Below are 14,664 nucleotides of genomic sequence, written 5' to 3' on the forward strand. Positions count from 1 at the left end.
TTGGGGGCCTCGTAGCCCGTGGCGCGACAGAAGGGGAACCATGCAGCCGCTAGCGGAAGCACCGTTCGACAAGGAATTAGGGCTGACCTTCACCGAAATCAGCCCCGACCGCACCCGTGCGCACTTGGACGTCGCACCAAAACTGTTGCAGCCCATGGGAATCGTGCACGGCGGCGTCTGGTGCTCGGTGGTGGAGAGCCTGGCCAGCGTGGCCGCCTACACCTGGATCGAGGCCAACGGCGGCGGCAGCGTCGTCGGCGTCAACAACAACACCGATTTCCTGCGCGCTATCCGCAGCGGGACGGTCTACGGCACGGCGATTCCGATCCACCGCGGACGGCGTCAGCAACTGTGGCTGGTCACTATCGTCGACTCCGACGAGCGCCTGGTGGCGCGTGGCCAGGTACGACTGCAGAACCTCGAAGCCGAAGGCTAACTGGCGGCTTTCGCCGTCTCGTCCTGATGCGCCTCGGCGGCCAGTACCGCCAACTGCTCGAGCCGGGTGCGGGCAAAGGCCTGCTGCTCGGTGATCGTGAGCTGACCACGTCGGCCACTCAAGAACGTCACCAGCCACGACAAGACGGTGGTGACCTTGTTCTTGAAGCCGATCAGATAGACCAAGTGCAGCAGCAGCCAGGCAAACCACGCGATGACCCCGCCGAACTCGACCGGACCGACCTGCGCGACCGCGGAGAACCGGGAGATCGTGGCCATCGAGCCCTTGTCGAAATACTGGAAGGGTTCGCGTTGCGTGGGGTCGGCCCCGGCCAGCTCGGCCTTGATCGCTTTGGCGGCGTACTTGCCGCCCTGGATAGCGCCTTGAGCGACGCCCGGCACGCCGTCTACGGCGGCCATGTCGCCGACCACGAAAACGTGCGAATGCCCAGGAATCGACAGGTCAGGTAAGACTTTCACCCGTCCGGCGCGGTCGAGTTCCACACCCGACTGGCGGGCCAGGTCGCGGCCCAGCGGGCTTGCGGAAACACCGGCCGACCACACCTTGCACGACGACTCGATACGGCGGAGAGTGCCGTCGCCATCCTTGACGGTGATGCCGTCGCGGTCGACGTCGGTGACCATCGCGCCCAGCTGGATCTCGACACCCATCTTCACCAGACGCGCAGCGGCCTTCTTGCCGAGCTTCTCGCCCATTTGCGGAAGTACCGCAGACGCGGCGTCGAGCAGGATCACCCGTGCCTTCGTCGAATCGATGTGGCGGTACGTGCCTTTCAGCGTGAAGTCGGCGAGTTCGGCGATCTGGCCGGCCATTTCGACACCGGTCGGACCTGCGCCGACGACGGTGAACGTGAGCAGCTTCTTACGCCGCTCGGGATCGCCGGACCGCTCGGCCGCCTCGAACGCGCTCATGATGCGACCGCGCAGTTCCAGCGCGTCGTCGATGGACTTCATGCCGGGTGCGTATTCGGCGAAGTGGTCGTTGCCGAAGTAGGACTGTCCGGCGCCGGCGGCGATGATCAAACTGTCGAACGGTGTTTCGTAACTGTGGCCGAGCAACTCGGACACGACGAACTTGCCCTTGAGGTCGATGTGAGTGACGTCGCCGAGCAGAACCTGGGCGTTGTGCTGCCCGCGCAGGATCATCCGTGTCGGGGGAGCGATCGCACCTTCGGCGACGATTCCGGTCGCCACTTGGTACAGCATCGGCTGGAAGAGGTGGTGGGTGGTGCGGGCGATCAACTTGATGTCGACATCGGCCCTTTTCAGCTTCTTGACCGCATTCAAGCCGCCGAATCCCGAGCCGATGACCACTACCCGGTGTCGATGATTCAGTGCAGTGTCTTCGAGCTGGGCGTTCATGGGCGTCATTGCTCCTCAGCGGCGACTGGTTCAGCTCTACGATAGCCGCCCGGACCTGCAATTTTCGACGTAAGCGCGTGTGATCACACACACCCGCGACGTCGCACGTGACGCACGTCGCTGGTGTCAGGCGACAACGGGGCGCAGGGCTTCCGCGACCGCAGCGACGACTCCCGGCGTGTAGCGCGGGATGTTGATCACCACGCCGTCGATGCCGACGTCGATGACATTGGCTTTGACTTGCTCGGCGATGTAATCGACGCTGCCCACCAGCCGGCGTCCGCTCTCGTCGGGTTTGGCGTTGTCGTCCACCGACACCGTCAACAGGACGCTGGTCTCCAGGGTCGAGCGGTCCCGGCCGGCCTCGTCGCAACGCCTGGCCAACGCCTCGAGTTTGCCGGGCAGCGCGTCGACCCCGGCGATGATGTTGAGGTGGTCGGCGTACCGCGCAGCGATGGAGAAGGTCTTCTTCTCGCCGCTGCCACCGATGAGGATCGGAATGCGTTCGCGGTAGCGCGGTTCGGCGAAGGCAGATTCGGTCCGATACCAGTCTCCGGAGAAGGTCGTCCGCTCGCCCTTGATCATCGGATCGATGATGCGCAGAGCTTCTTCCAACCGTTCGAATCGCTGGCTGAAGTTGCCGAATTCGAATCCGAGCTGTTGGTGCTCGAGCTCGAACCAGCCGGTGCCGATACCGAGGATCGCGCGGCCGGCGCTGACGACGTCCAGCGTGGTGATGGCCTTGGCCAACAAGGTGGGATTGCGATAGGTGTTGCCAGTCACCAAGGTGCCCAACTGGATTCGCTCGGTCGCCGTCGCCAATGCGCCAAGGGCGGTGTACGCCTCGAGCATCGGTTCATCGGGAGAGCCGAGCATTGGCAGCTGATAGAAGTGGTCCATCATGAAAAGTGCGTCGAAGCCTGCTGATTCGGCTTCGCGCGCCTGCGCGATGACGGTGGGAAAAAGTTGCTCGACACCAGTGCCGTAGGAGAAGTTGGGGATTTGGAAGCCAAGTCGAATGGTCACCGAATCCACCCTAGTGACCGACGCGTGACGGCGACGGACGCTGAAGCGAACTACGCGTTAAGCGAACTGCGCCAGGGCGCCGTGGCTGACGTGCAGCGTCTGCCCGGTGATGTGACGGGCGGCCGGACTGGTCAGGAAAAGCGACATCCGCGCGACTTCGGCGGCCACCGACGGCGGCGTGCTCGACAGACCTTCGTAGCCCGGTTGAGCGCTGCGCCCGATTGCGACGGCGTTCACGGTGATCCCGCGGGTGCCGAAAACGGTCGCCTGGCCGGCCACCCAGCTGGCGAGGGCGGCCTTGACCGCGGCCTCGGCACTGCCGGGGCGGGGGTTCTCGGGCATGACGCTGATGATGGATCCACCCGAACGCAGATGGTCACCCACGGTCTCGAGGGTGAGCACCGAGGACAGCACGGTGTCGTCCAGCGAGCGGCGCCATGCGGCGGCCAGCTCGGACAGCGAGTACGCGCGCGGGTCACCGGAGTCCCAGCGGGGCGCCGGAATGTTGACGATGGTGTCCAGGTGGTGGGGGAACAGGTGGCGGACCTCCGCGAGAGCGGCGGGGTCAGTGTTGTCGCAGACGATCGCGTCCGCCTCGATCTCCTTGGCGGCTACCTCGAGGTCGTCGCGGCGGGCGCCCAGCAACGTGACCGTGTGGCCCTCGTTGTGGAACTCCTCAGCAACGGCGCGACCCAGTTCGGTGTCGCCACCGGTGACCAGTACCTCCATCGCCATGACCTCCTTGTATTCAGCATTGAATCCAGGTGCCGGCTCGTTGAGAGCAGCCGCGGCTTCCGCCTAGAGCAACGGTCTTCCGATGCTTCGATGGTGGCACACCGCAACGCCGGTCCCTGGGATTTCAGGGCGTGTATGGCATTAACGTTTCCTTATGTTACTGGACGGTAGCTAGATATGAAACTCCAAATCCGGCACGGCGAGGTCACCTTTTGGACAACGCTGAGCCTCGTGACGTCATCCCGCGGCGCTGCGCGCCGGTCTGCGATGGCGTGGTTTCTGACATTGGCAGTGCTGGCGAACCTGGTCGGATGCGGACAGCAGCCGCAACCGCCCACACCGGCGGGCTCGCCGTCGGCGCACCCACCGGCCGGCCCGGTCAGGGTGTTCGCCGCCCTGCCGCTGAAGCCGGCCTTCACCTTGCTTGCCGGCAAATTCCAGGGTGAAAATCCGGGTGCCACAGTCGATTTCGTGTTCGCGACGTCAGCCGAGCTCGCCGACAAGTTGACCCAGGGCGGCCACGCGGACGTCTTCGCCGCGGCCGACAGCGCGCAGATGGACACCGTCGTCAAGGCGGACCTGACCAGCAGCGAACCGGTCGACTTCGCGTCCAACACGCTGGTCATCGTGACCACCCCGGGCAATCCCAAGCAGATTCGATCGTTCGCCGATCTCGCCCGGCCCGACGTGCGCGTCGCGGTCTGCCAAGCGTCGGCGCCGTGCGGGGCAGGAGTGCAGCGCATCGAGGACACCACCGGTGTACACCCCGGCCCGGTGCACGAGGAGCCCATCGGGTCCGCGGTGCTCGCCCGCGTCACCGCCGGCGATGCCGACGCCGGCTTGGTCTACATGAATGACGCGCACAACGCCGCCGAGGCGGTCGACACCGTCAGATTTCCGGAATCCGCCGACGCGGTGAACGCCTATCCGATCGTCGTCCTCAGGAACGCAACCCAGGCGGCGCTGGCGCAGAAATTCGTCGATCTCGTCGTCGGTCCGACCGGGCGCCAGGTGCTGTCTCAGGCCGGCTTCGCCAGTCCCTGAGAAGTGACGCGCCCGACGGCGCGAGCGTTAGCGAATTGTCACCGAGAGATCGCTCGACCGATGAGCTGCACGTAGGTCGGGCGACCGCCGCCGACTCGGAAAAAACCAGGCAAAACGACTGCTGTTCACACTTGCGTCACGGGTGTAACACGGTAGCTTTTTGGTTATGAGCGAGGTAGAGCGCTATTCGTCACGGGCCACAGCGCGCTGGATGATGCGGGCCATCGCCGCGGTCGGCGGCGCCGGTGCCATCGCCCTCGCGCTGCCCGCAGCGGCCGGCGCGGATCCGGTGAACCCGCCTCCAGGCCCAGCCGCTCCCGCCCCCGCCGGACCCAACCCCGGGGCACCGGCCGCGCCCGCACCCGGAACACCCGCGGCGGATGCGGTGCCCGGTGCCGGCGGTCCCGGCGCGGCGCCGCAGGGCGTCGGTCCGATCCCGGGGCCGGCGGCCACCGATCCCGCCAATCCGATTCCGGTCGACCCCAACGCGGGGCGGGTCGACAACCCGGTAGGCGGATTCAGCTTCGTCCTGCCCGCCGGTTGGGTGGAGTCCGACGCGACACACCTCGACTACGGATCGGCGCTGCTCAGCAAAATTTCCGGAGCGCCCAACCCCGGTCAGCCTCCGCCAGTCGCCAACGACACCCGCGTGGTCCTCGGAAAGCTGGACCAGAAGCTCTACGCCAGTGCCGAAGCCGACAACACCAAGGCCGCGGCCCGGCTCGCGTCGGACATGGGGGAGTTCTTCATGCCCTATCCCGGCACCCGGGTGAACCAGGAGACCATTCCGCTCGGCGCTAACGGCGCCGCCGGTGGGGCGTCGTTCTACGAGGTGAAATTCAGCGACGCGACCAAGCCGAACGGCCAGATCTGGGCGGGCGTGGTCAGCGCGCCGGGTCCGGCAGGCGCGGCGGCGCAGCGCTGGTTCGTGGTGTGGCTCGGTACCGGCAACACCCCGGTCGACAAAGCCGGCGCCAAGACGCTGGCTGAATCGGTCCGCCCGCTGGCCGCTCCTGCTCCGGGGGCACCCGCGCCGGCCGGTCCTGGTCCGACCGGTCCGGCACCTGGTCCCGGCGGTCCTGCTCCCGCTGGCCCTGGCGGTCCTGCGCCGGCTGGTCCGGGCGGTCCCGCCCCGGCTGGTCCGGGCGCTCCCGCTCCCGCTGGTCCGGGCGGTCCTACCCCGGCCGGTCCGGGCGCTCCCGCTCCCGCTGGTCCGGGCGCTCCCGCCCCGGCCGGGCCCGCGCCCGGCGGACCGCAGCCGGCCGGCGGAAACGGCGCGAATCCCGCTCCCGGCGCGATATCGACCTGACCGCGAGGTCCCGAACAAGCCCTATAGCAAGCCCTCGGCTCGTTAGGCTTGTCGGGATACCAAGACAGTCCGGCAGTGGGCTGCACACAAATCAATACGCAAGGAGCCGGTCGTGATTCTGCACATCATCTGGATGCTCATCCTCGGCCTGATCGTCGGTCTGATTGCCCGACTGATCGTTCCCGGCAGTCAACCACTGGGGTTGATCGCGACCTCCCTGCTCGGCATCGTGGGCGCCTACGTCGGCGGCACGTTGGGCAGTCTCGTGTTCCCGCCACACAAGTTCACCGTCACTCCGCCGATCAACCACTCGTTCCTCGGAGCACTGGTCGGCGCCGTGCTGCTGCTGTTCATCTACAAGGCGGCCAGGTCCCGCACCTGACACCACCGGAATCGCCACGGCGCCACGTGGATCGGGCATAGGCGGATCTCTGCGCGGACCGGATCTCCGGAGCCGCCACCGTGCTCGTCTGAGTCAGCCGGACATCTGCCAGACAAGCGCGGCAGCCAGCGCACCCAGCCCGTTGAGCGACCAGTGCAGCGCGATCGGCGCCAGCAGGCTGCCACTGCGCCGGCGGAGCCAGCTGAACACGAAACCAGCACCCGCCGTCGCGATCACGGCCAGCACCACCCCGGCCAGCATGCCGAGAAATCCACCGCCGAAGACCCGGGTGAAACCGACATTGCTGGTGGTCAATCCCAGCGACGTGGCGATGTGCCAGAGGCCGAACAGCAGCGAGCCGGCCAGCGCCACCCCCCGAAATCCCCACGCCCGGTTGAGCGCCCCGTGCAGCACGCCGCGAAACGCCAGCTCCTCGGGGATGACGGTCTGCAGCGGGATGATGATCATCGAGGCCATCAGCGCACCGGAGATCGTCGCGTAGTGGTGGTTCATGAACATCGGCCGGGTGAGCGGCAACCATGCACCCACCGCGATCGCCGCGACCACCAACGCGATGGCGCCGATCGCGTACACGGCACCGGACTTCCAGTGCTCGCGCCCCAGGCCGAGCTCGGCCCAGCCCAGTCCGGTGGCGCGCAACCAGGCGACCAGTCCGACCGCCGCGACCGGGACGGTCACGATGCTCGCCCAGGGCGTGGTGAAGTGCGCGATCAGATTGGTCAGCGTCAGCACGACGACGACGACGGCGACGTCGACCTGAATACGGAACTGGTGGAGCGCCGAGAGCTGCGCGAGCAGCGGGTGCGGTTCCGCCGCGGCGCTCTCGAACCCAGACATCACACCAGGCTACCGGCGGCGGCCGGGCAGCTGATCAAAGTTGACACCTGCCAACTACGCTGACCTGATGCCTGACGACCTGCTTGCGTCGCTACGGGTGCTCGACCTGTGCGACGACGACGGCGACGCCGTCACCCGATTGCTGGCCGACCTGGGCGCGGACGTCTTGAAGGTGGAGCCGCCGGACGGCAGCCCCGCGCGGACCCAGCGACCGACATTGCGGGGCACCGGAGTGCGCTTCGCCCTGCACAACGCGAACAAGCGCAGCACGGTGCTCGACCCGTCGGACCCGCGGGACCGCGAGCGGCTGGTCGAGCTGGCCGGAAGCGCTGACATCGTCGTCGACAGTGGATCGCCGGGGCAGGCGGCCGGTTACGGGACCTCGTGTGAGGAACTGGCCGATCGGTTTCCGCAGCTGGTCGCCCTGTCGGTCACCGACTTCGGCCGGACGGGGCCACGGGCCGCTTGGCGCTCGACCGACCAGGTGCTCTATGCGCTCTCCGGCGCGTTGTCCCGCTCGGGTCCCACCACCGGCACACCGGTTCCGCCGCCGGACGGCATCGCCTCAGCCACCGCCGCGGTCCAGGCCGCCTGGGCCGCACTGGTCGCCTACTACAACAGATTACGTTGTGGCACAGGCGATTACATCGACTTCTCGCGGTTCGAGGCCGTCGTGATGGCACTCGATCCCGCGTTCGGGGCGCACGGCCAGGCCGCTGCCGGCGTCCGCCGGCCCGACCGGTGGCGAGGGCGCCCCAAGAACCAGGATGCCTACCCGATCTACGCCTGCCGGGACGGCCACGTTCGGCTCTGCGTGATGTCGCCCCGGCAGTGGCACGGGCTGCGTCGCTGGCTGGGGGAGCCGCCGGAATTCCAGGACCCTCGATACGACGTCATCGCGGCTCGCTTCAAGGCCTGGCCGCAGATCGGCGTGCTGGTCCAGCGACTGTTCGCCGATCAGACGATGAAAGACCTCGTCGCACAAGGACAGTCACACGGTGTCGCTATTTCCGCGGTGCTGGATCCTGCGCAGATCCTGGCGTCTGAGCACTTCCAGACGGTCGGCGCCGTCACCAGTGCCGAACTCGTTCCCGGCGTGCACAGCACCATCCCGACCGGCTACTACTCGGTCAACGGCCGGCACATCGGTTTCCGCGCACCCGCTCCGCGCGCCGGTGCACACGATCCGCAATGGACCGCAGACCCGCCGACCATCGCCGCACCCGCGAAGGCCGGCCCGCGTCCGTTCGACGGACTGCGGATCATCGACCTCGGCATCATCGTCGCGGGCGGGGAACTCAGCCGGCTGTTCGGCGATCTCGGCGCCGAGGTGATCAAAGTCGAAAGTGCGGCCTACCCGGACGGGCTGCGACAGGCCCGCGTCGGCGACGCCATGAGCGAGTCATTCGCCTGGACACATCGCAACAATCTGGCGCTCGGCCTCGACCTGCGCAGTGACGAGGGTAAACGGGTCTTCCGCAGGCTGGTCGCCGACGCCGACGCAGTCTTTGCCAACTTCAAACCGGGAACGCTTGTCGCACTTGGCTTTCCCTATGACACCCTGCAGTCATTGAATCGTCGCGTGGTGTTGGCCGAGAGCAGCGCCTTCGGCGACCGCGGGCCGTGGAGTAACCGGCTGGGGTATGGACCGCTGGTGCGCGCCACCGCGGGCGTCAGCAAGCTGTGGACCGACCCGCATTCGCAATCCGACGAATCCGACTCCCGGCACCGCTTTTACGATGCGACGACGGTCTTCCCCGACCACGTGGTCGGACGCATCACCGCGATCGGGGCGCTGGCCGCGCTGATCCATCGCGACCGCACCGACACAGGGGCCCGGGTGCACGTCTCGCAAGCCGAAGCCGTCGTCAACCAACTCGACGCCCGTTACGTCACGGACACGGCACGCGACGACGATGAGGCTCAACTTCGCGACGACACCAGCGTCCACGAGGTCCTCCCGTGCGCGGGTGACGACGAGTGGTGTGTGATCTCGATTCGCGATGACGACGACTGGCGTTCGGCCAGTGCGGTTTTCGGGATACCCGAACTGGCCGACGACCCGCGGTTCGCCACCGGTGAGGCGCGTACCGCGCATCGCGTCGAGTTGCTCGAGCTGGTGTCGGCGTGGACGTGTGAACGCACGCCGGAACAGGTTGCGGACGCGCTGCAAACCGCCGGTGTTCCGGCCGGGCAGATGAGCCGGCCGCCCGACATCCTCGAAGATCCGCAGTTGCGCGCACGAAAGTTGTTCAGCGACATGCGTCATCCGCTGTTCGACAATGTGCTGCCGGCCGAGACGGGTCCCGCACCGTTTCGGCACATTCCGGTGGCACCGCAACGCCCGGCCCCGCTGCCCGGGCAGGACACCCGGGAGATCTGCCTCAAGATTCTCGGCATGAGCAGTGAGGAAACCGAGCAATTGATTCATGACGGGGTGCTGTTCGCATCCACCGATTCCGCGGAAGGTCTCACGTGATGACGGTCAACCCCAGAACGCCGGTGCTTGTCGCGCACGGTCAGGTCAACCACCGTGAGGCGGCCCAGGACAACACCCTCGAACCGGTCGACCTGATGGCTGCGGCGGCCCGCGAAGCCGCCGACGCACGAGTGCTCGAGGCGATCGACTCGATCCGGGTGGTCAACCTGCTGTCGGTGTACTACCGCGACCCGGGTCTGCTGCTCGGCGAGCGCATCGGTGCCGCGAAATTCACCACCAAATACAGCGGGATCGGCGGGAACGTGCCGCAAACCCTGGTCAACCGGGCGTGCGCGGACATTCAACAGGGCCGCGCCGACGTTGTTCTGGTGGCCGGCGCAGAGATGTGGCGGACTCGCACCCAGCGGCGCGCCGACGGGCAGCGGCTGGCGTCCACCGACCAGGACAACTCGATTCCACTGCCGGAGGGCAGCGACGAAAACGTGCCGATGGCCGGCGATGCCGAAATCCGCATCAAACTCGACCGCCCGGCGTACATCTACCCGATGTTCGAGCAGGCGCTGCGCGTCAGCACGGGGGAGTCGGTCGACGATCACCGGCGCCGTATCGGCGAGCTGTGGGCGCGATTCAACGAGGTCGCGGTGCACAATCCGCACGCTTGGATTCGCAAACCGGTTACCGCTGAGGAGATTTCGCAGCCGGGCCCGTCGAACCGGATGATCAGCTGGCCGTACACCAAGCTGATGAACTCCAACAACATGGTGGACCAGGGCGCGGCGTTGATTCTGACGTCCGTGGAGGCCGCGACCCGTTTGCAGATCCCCTCCGAGCAGTGGGTGTATCCCTACGCGGGCACCGACGCGCACGACACCTATTCGATCAGCGAACGAGCCGAACTGCACCGGTCGCCGTCGATCCGGATCGGCGGGGCACGCGCGCTGGAGCTGGCCGGATTCGGCATCGACGACATGGACTACGTCGATCTGTACTCGTGCTTCCCGTCCGCGGTTCAGGTCGCGGCCACCGAACTCGGGCTCCCGGTCGACGATCCGGCCCGGCCGCTGACCGTCACCGGCGGACTCACCTTCGCGGGCGGGCCGTGGAACAACTACGTCGCCCACTCCATCGCCACCATGGCCGGACTGCTGACGTCGAACCCGGGCCGCCGGGGTCTGATCACCGCCAACGGCGGCTATCTCACCAAACACAGCTTCGGCGTCTACGGCACCGAGCCGCCGACGTCGGAATTCCGTTGGGAGGACGTCCAATCCGCCGTCGACCGGGAGCCGACCCGGACCGCTGCGGTGGAATGGGAAGGCACCGGCACCGTGGAAGCCTGGACGACACCGTTCGACCGGGATGGTCAGCCCGAGAAGGCGTTTCTGTCGATCCGCACGCCTGACAAACGTCGGACGCTGGCGTTGATCAGCGACCCGTCGGCCGCCGCGCAGACGGTGAACGAGGACATCGGCGGGGCCAAGGTCGCCGTCCACTCCGACGGTTCCGCCACGTTGCAGTGAGTTAACGGGGTTAGCTGAAGGCTACCGGGAAGGCCCCCGCGAGACTATTGTCTTTCAATCGACTAGACGCCGGGGAGGTGGCTCGGGCATGCGGATTCTGCTGACCGGTGTCACCGGCCTCCTGGGGCGTTCAGTGGCACGTCAGCTGGTTGCTGCCGGGCATGCCGTCACCGGCATCTCGTCGCATCCGCACGAGAACCTGCATCCTGATGTCGATTTCGTGGGCGCGTCGCTTGGCGACCCAAGGTTGCAGCAGCTCGCGAACGCCGCCGATGTCGTGCTGCACCTCGCGTCGATCGAGCCGGGTGTGCCCGGCAGTGCCGGAATCGACGGACTGGTCCGGGTGTCGCACGCGGCGGCACGCGCCGGCGCCCGGCTGATCTACGTGTCCGCGGCAGCCGGGTCTCCGGCCCTCTACGGGCATGCCGAGTCGTTGGTGTCCAGCGGCTGGGCACCAAGCCTTGTGGTGCGAATCGCCCCGCCGGTGGGCCGCCAACTCGATTGGATGATCTGCCGCACGGTCGCGTCGCTGCTGCACAGCGGCGCTGCCGCCGACCCGGTCCGAGTGCTTCATTTCGACGACCTGCTTCGGTTTCTGGTGCTTGCCGTGTCCACCAACCGCACCGGCACAGTCGACTTGGCAAGTCCCGACCCCGTCGATGTGGCCACTGCCCGCACCCTGTTGCGGGTCGCCGGCCAGTCACGGCGCCCACGTCCGCCAGTCTGGGACCGGCTGACACCCGATCTCGATCTGGCCGCATTGCGCGATGGCTGGCGGTTCGAATTTGCTTGGCCGGCAGCCGATGCCATCGCCGACACCGGTCGCGGCCTGGCGGGCCGTAAGCTGTCCGCCGACGGCGCGGCGACGCTGCCCGGTCATTCGCCGTTGCCGGTCGAGATCGCTCTGCCGACCGAACCCATCGACGGCGCGCCGCTGCTGACAGCCTCGTCGGACGAGCAGGAGGGTGAATTCGACGACCGGGCCGACCCGCGCTTTCCGGTGTTCAGCGCCGTCCCGCTGGGCGAGAAGCTCCCCGGTCCGTTGACCCCGATGACCCTCGACGTGCAGATCGGCGGCTTGCGTGCCGCAGCACGGACGATCGGTTCGGTGCTGGCGTGTGACGACATCACCGCGTCCGAGTGGAACAGCAGGGCGGTCGCGGTGTTCGGCCACCGGCCGTACGTCGGCGTATCCGCCGGCGCGTTGGCAGCAGAACAACTGCCCGGCTGGGACGTCGTCGACGTGGTGCGGACGTCGTTGGGCGATTCCGCTGCGGTGGATTCGCTGTTCCCGCTCGGACGCCCGCCGCAGAGCGGGCTGCTCGGTTCCGCCACGGCCAAGGCGGTGGTGCTCAAACGCGCGTTGGCCGTGCTGCGGCATCTGAAGAGCGAATCCCAGGCATACGTTGCGGCCGCCGGAACCGAGCACAGGGCTGCGGCCCAGTTGAATTCGCTGTCGGATGCGCAACTTCAGGCACGCGTCCGGCTGCTGCGCGATCGAATTCAGCAGGGCTGGGCGTTGACCGGACTGTGGCTCATCGACAGCGGCGTCACCGCGGCAACGGTGGAGCGCCGCGGGGTGCGCATCGCCGTCACCGGCGTGGGCGCGCTGCTGGACAGCGACACCGTCAGCACCGAGACGTCAGCGCTGGCTTCGCTGATCCGCAACGATGCGCAGATGTGTGCGTCGGCTATCGACGGGGACCTGACCGGCATCGGTGCTCGATCGGACACCGCGGCAGCCACTTTCACCGCGGCCATCGGCCGGATCGGGCATCGCGGACCTGCCGAGGTCGAGCTGGCCAATTTGATGATCGGCGACGACCCGTCGATCCTGCTTGCCGCGGCCGGCCGCGTGGCGACCGAGCCCACCGCGCGGATACCGTCTGCGGGATCGGCTGAGAAATTGTCCGAACGGTTGGCCGCCAGCGCACGAGCCTCTCGCGAGCTGGCGTACGACACCACCATCCGCTTCACTCACGAGCTACGGGTAACGTTGCGCGAGTTGGGCTCTCGCTTTGTCGCGGCCGAACTCATCGACGTGGCCGGCGAGATTTTCTACCTGACGAGCGACGAGGTGGTCTCGCTACCGTCCGATGCTCGGCTGCGAATCAAGCGTCGGCGCGCCGAACGGGAGCGGTTTCAGAGCCTGCGACTTCCCGACGTCGTCACGGTCAGCTGAGCGCGTCGCTCAGCGACACTTCGGGATCGGCGAGCCGGTCCGGATCGACCGGCGATTTCCTGCGGATCAGATTCTTGATGTCGTCGAGTGCATCCCAGATGTTGACCTGCATTCCAGCCAGTACGCGGTTCTCACGATCGAGCCAGATCGCGACGAATTCGCGGCTGTCTTTGTCGCCCCGAAACACCACCCGCTGGTAGTCCGGCGCGTGGCCCGCGTATTCCATGCCGAGGTCGTACTGATCGGTGAAGAAGTACGGAAGTTCCTTGTATTCGCCTGGGTCACCGAGCATTCCGGACACCGCGATCTCGGGCTGCTTGAGTGCGTTGGCCCAGTGTTCGGTGCGGATCCGTTCCTCGTACAGCGGGTGCTCCGCGGCGGCGATGTCGCCGACGGCGAAGATGTCCGGCGAGCTGGTCCGCAACGACGCGTCGACCAGCACTCCGCCGTCTTCGGTCGCCAAACCGGCCCGCTCCGCCAACTCGATGTTGGGCTGTGCCCCAACGGCTATCAGCACCCGGTCGGCGGTGATCGTCGATCCGTCGCCCAACTTCAGGCCGGTGGCCTTGCCGTCCTCGGTGGTGACCTCCTTGACCTCGGTATCGAGCCGCAGATCGACGCCGTGGTCACGATGCAGCTGCGCGAACACCTTGCCAACCTCGTCGCCGACCGCACCGCTCAGCGGCACCTTGGCGCTTTCGACAACGGTGACGTCGACTCCGCGCGCGCGGGCGCTTGCCGCCACCTCCAGTCCGATCCACCCGGCCCCGATGACCGCCAGCGAGGTGCCCTCCTTGAGGGTGGTGTCCAGGTTGGATGCGTCGTCATACTTTCGCAGGTAATGCACTCCGGTGGACTCGGCACCCGGGATGGTCAGCCACCGCGAACGCGATCCGGTGGCCAGCAGCAGCTTGTCGTAGTTTAGGGTGGTGTCGTCGGAGAGCGTCACCGTGTGAGCGGTCGCGTCGATCGAGACTGCCTCGGTGCTGGTCCTGAGGTCAATCTTGTTGTTGCGGTACCACTCTGAGTCGTGCACCGTGAATTCGCCCAGCGATTTCTTACCCGCCAGGAAGTCCTTGGATAGCGGGGGGCGCTCGTAGGGGAGGTGCTCCTCATCAGCCAGCAGGACGATTTTGCCGCTGAAACCCTTCTCCCGCAACGCTTCAGCCGCCTTGGCTCCGGCGAGCCCGCCACCCACGATGACAAAGGTTTTCGAGTCAGCCACAATTGCTCCTATCTATTCGGCCACCTGCCGGCGCAGGTCGTCGTCGAGCGTTATCCGGACCAGAGCCGCCGCCAACCGGGCGTCGCCGCCCGGGGGAGCAGAGGCTGCAACAGGGGCGCGAGCCT

12 protein-coding genes are annotated in these 14,664 nt (G+C 67.1%); 7 read left to right on the forward strand and 5 right to left on the reverse strand.

Annotated elements, in window-relative coordinates:
• Positions 1-40: 40 nt before the first annotated feature.
• On the forward strand, positions 41-436 hold the full coding sequence (locus tag ACZYW1_RS18950; protein ID WP_463788009.1) for a PaaI family thioesterase: 396 nt from the start codon (positions 41-43) through the stop codon (positions 434-436).
• On the opposite strand, the gene ACZYW1_RS18955 is transcribed toward ACZYW1_RS18950, so the two are convergent.
• The 3 genes from ACZYW1_RS18955 to ACZYW1_RS18965 form a co-directional block, all read right to left on the reverse strand.
• Positions 433-1,818 carry an NAD(P)/FAD-dependent oxidoreductase gene (locus tag ACZYW1_RS18955; RefSeq protein WP_463788011.1) on the reverse strand — a complete coding sequence of 462 codons (1,386 nt, stop codon included), beginning with the start codon at positions 1,816-1,818 and terminating at the stop codon, positions 433-435. The two genes, ACZYW1_RS18950 and ACZYW1_RS18955, sit on opposite strands and share 4 nt — an antisense overlap.
• A 126-nt stretch (positions 1,819-1,944) precedes the next feature.
• Complete coding sequence (locus tag ACZYW1_RS18960) at positions 1,945-2,844, reverse strand: LLM class F420-dependent oxidoreductase (RefSeq protein ID WP_463788012.1); 900 nt, start codon at positions 2,842-2,844, stop codon at positions 1,945-1,947.
• A gap of 57 nt (positions 2,845-2,901) precedes the next feature.
• Positions 2,902-3,579 (reverse strand): SDR family oxidoreductase, encoded by a 678-nt coding sequence (locus ACZYW1_RS18965; RefSeq protein ID WP_463788013.1) that lies wholly within the window; start codon positions 3,577-3,579, stop codon positions 2,902-2,904.
• Positions 3,580-3,846: 267 nt separating this feature from the next.
• On the opposite strand from ACZYW1_RS18965, the gene modA reads away from it, so the two are divergent.
• The 3 genes from modA to ACZYW1_RS18980 all read left to right on the forward strand — a co-directional run bounded on the left by modA (position 3,847) and on the right by ACZYW1_RS18980 (position 6,314).
• Positions 3,847-4,623 carry a molybdate ABC transporter substrate-binding protein gene (modA, locus tag ACZYW1_RS18970; protein ID WP_463788791.1) on the forward strand — a complete coding sequence of 259 codons (777 nt, stop codon included), beginning with the start codon at positions 3,847-3,849 and terminating at the stop codon, positions 4,621-4,623.
• Positions 4,624-4,789: 166 nt separating this feature from the next.
• Positions 4,790-5,932, forward strand: a complete 1,143-nt coding sequence (locus ACZYW1_RS18975; RefSeq protein WP_463788014.1) for an APA family fibronectin-binding glycoprotein — start codon at positions 4,790-4,792, stop codon at positions 5,930-5,932.
• Between the two features lie 112 nt (positions 5,933-6,044).
• Positions 6,045-6,314 (forward strand): GlsB/YeaQ/YmgE family stress response membrane protein, encoded by a 270-nt coding sequence (locus ACZYW1_RS18980; protein ID WP_463788015.1) that lies wholly within the window; start codon positions 6,045-6,047, stop codon positions 6,312-6,314.
• A 93-nt stretch (positions 6,315-6,407) separates the two neighbouring features.
• On the opposite strand, the gene ACZYW1_RS18985 is transcribed toward ACZYW1_RS18980, so the two are convergent.
• Positions 6,408-7,172, reverse strand: a complete 765-nt coding sequence (locus ACZYW1_RS18985; RefSeq protein WP_463788016.1) for a lysostaphin resistance A-like protein — start codon at positions 7,170-7,172, stop codon at positions 6,408-6,410.
• A 67-nt stretch (positions 7,173-7,239) separates the two neighbouring features.
• On the opposite strand from ACZYW1_RS18985, the gene ACZYW1_RS18990 reads away from it, so the two are divergent.
• The 3 genes from ACZYW1_RS18990 to ACZYW1_RS19000 all read left to right on the forward strand — a co-directional run bounded on the left by ACZYW1_RS18990 (position 7,240) and on the right by ACZYW1_RS19000 (position 13,314).
• Positions 7,240-9,651: a CoA transferase gene (locus tag ACZYW1_RS18990; protein WP_463788017.1), complete on the forward strand. Its 2,412-nt coding sequence runs from the start codon at positions 7,240-7,242 to the stop codon at positions 9,649-9,651.
• The gene (locus ACZYW1_RS18995; protein WP_463788019.1) at positions 9,651-11,132 is read left to right on the forward strand and encodes an acetyl-CoA acetyltransferase; all 1,482 of its coding nucleotides are present in this window, start codon (positions 9,651-9,653) and stop codon (positions 11,130-11,132) included. Before ACZYW1_RS18990 ends, ACZYW1_RS18995 begins: the two co-directional genes overlap by 1 nt.
• 88 nt (positions 11,133-11,220) lie before the next feature.
• Complete coding sequence (locus ACZYW1_RS19000) at positions 11,221-13,314, forward strand: NAD-dependent epimerase/dehydratase family protein (protein WP_463788020.1); 2,094 nt, start codon at positions 11,221-11,223, stop codon at positions 13,312-13,314.
• Here ACZYW1_RS19000 and ACZYW1_RS19005 read toward each other — a convergent pair.
• Positions 13,307-14,539, reverse strand: coding sequence for an NAD(P)/FAD-dependent oxidoreductase (locus tag ACZYW1_RS19005; RefSeq protein ID WP_463788022.1), 1,233 nt, complete (start codon positions 14,537-14,539; stop codon positions 13,307-13,309). The two genes, ACZYW1_RS19000 and ACZYW1_RS19005, sit on opposite strands and share 8 nt — an antisense overlap.
• Positions 14,540-14,664: the final 125 nt, after the last annotated feature.

The sequence above is a fragment of the Mycobacterium sp. IDUB_36 genome, assembly GCF_055419225.1.

Coding starts and splice junctions, on each gene's coding strand:
- ACZYW1_RS18950 (WP_463788009.1), top strand. CDS start 41: ATGCAGCCGCTAGCGGAAGCACCGTTCGACAAGGAATTAGGGCTGACC.
- ACZYW1_RS18955 (WP_463788011.1), bottom strand. CDS start 1,818: ATGAACGCCCAGCTCGAAGACACTGCACTGAATCATCGACACCGGGTA.
- ACZYW1_RS18965 (WP_463788013.1), bottom strand. CDS start 3,579: ATGGCGATGGAGGTACTGGTCACCGGTGGCGACACCGAACTGGGTCGC.
- modA (WP_463788791.1), top strand. CDS start 3,847: ATGGCGTGGTTTCTGACATTGGCAGTGCTGGCGAACCTGGTCGGATGC.
- ACZYW1_RS18975 (WP_463788014.1), top strand. CDS start 4,790: ATGAGCGAGGTAGAGCGCTATTCGTCACGGGCCACAGCGCGCTGGATG.
- ACZYW1_RS18985 (WP_463788016.1), bottom strand. CDS start 7,172: ATGTCTGGGTTCGAGAGCGCCGCGGCGGAACCGCACCCGCTGCTCGCG.
- ACZYW1_RS18990 (WP_463788017.1), top strand. CDS start 7,240: ATGCCTGACGACCTGCTTGCGTCGCTACGGGTGCTCGACCTGTGCGAC.
- ACZYW1_RS18995 (WP_463788019.1), top strand. CDS start 9,651: ATGACGGTCAACCCCAGAACGCCGGTGCTTGTCGCGCACGGTCAGGTC.
- ACZYW1_RS19000 (WP_463788020.1), top strand. CDS start 11,221: ATGCGGATTCTGCTGACCGGTGTCACCGGCCTCCTGGGGCGTTCAGTG.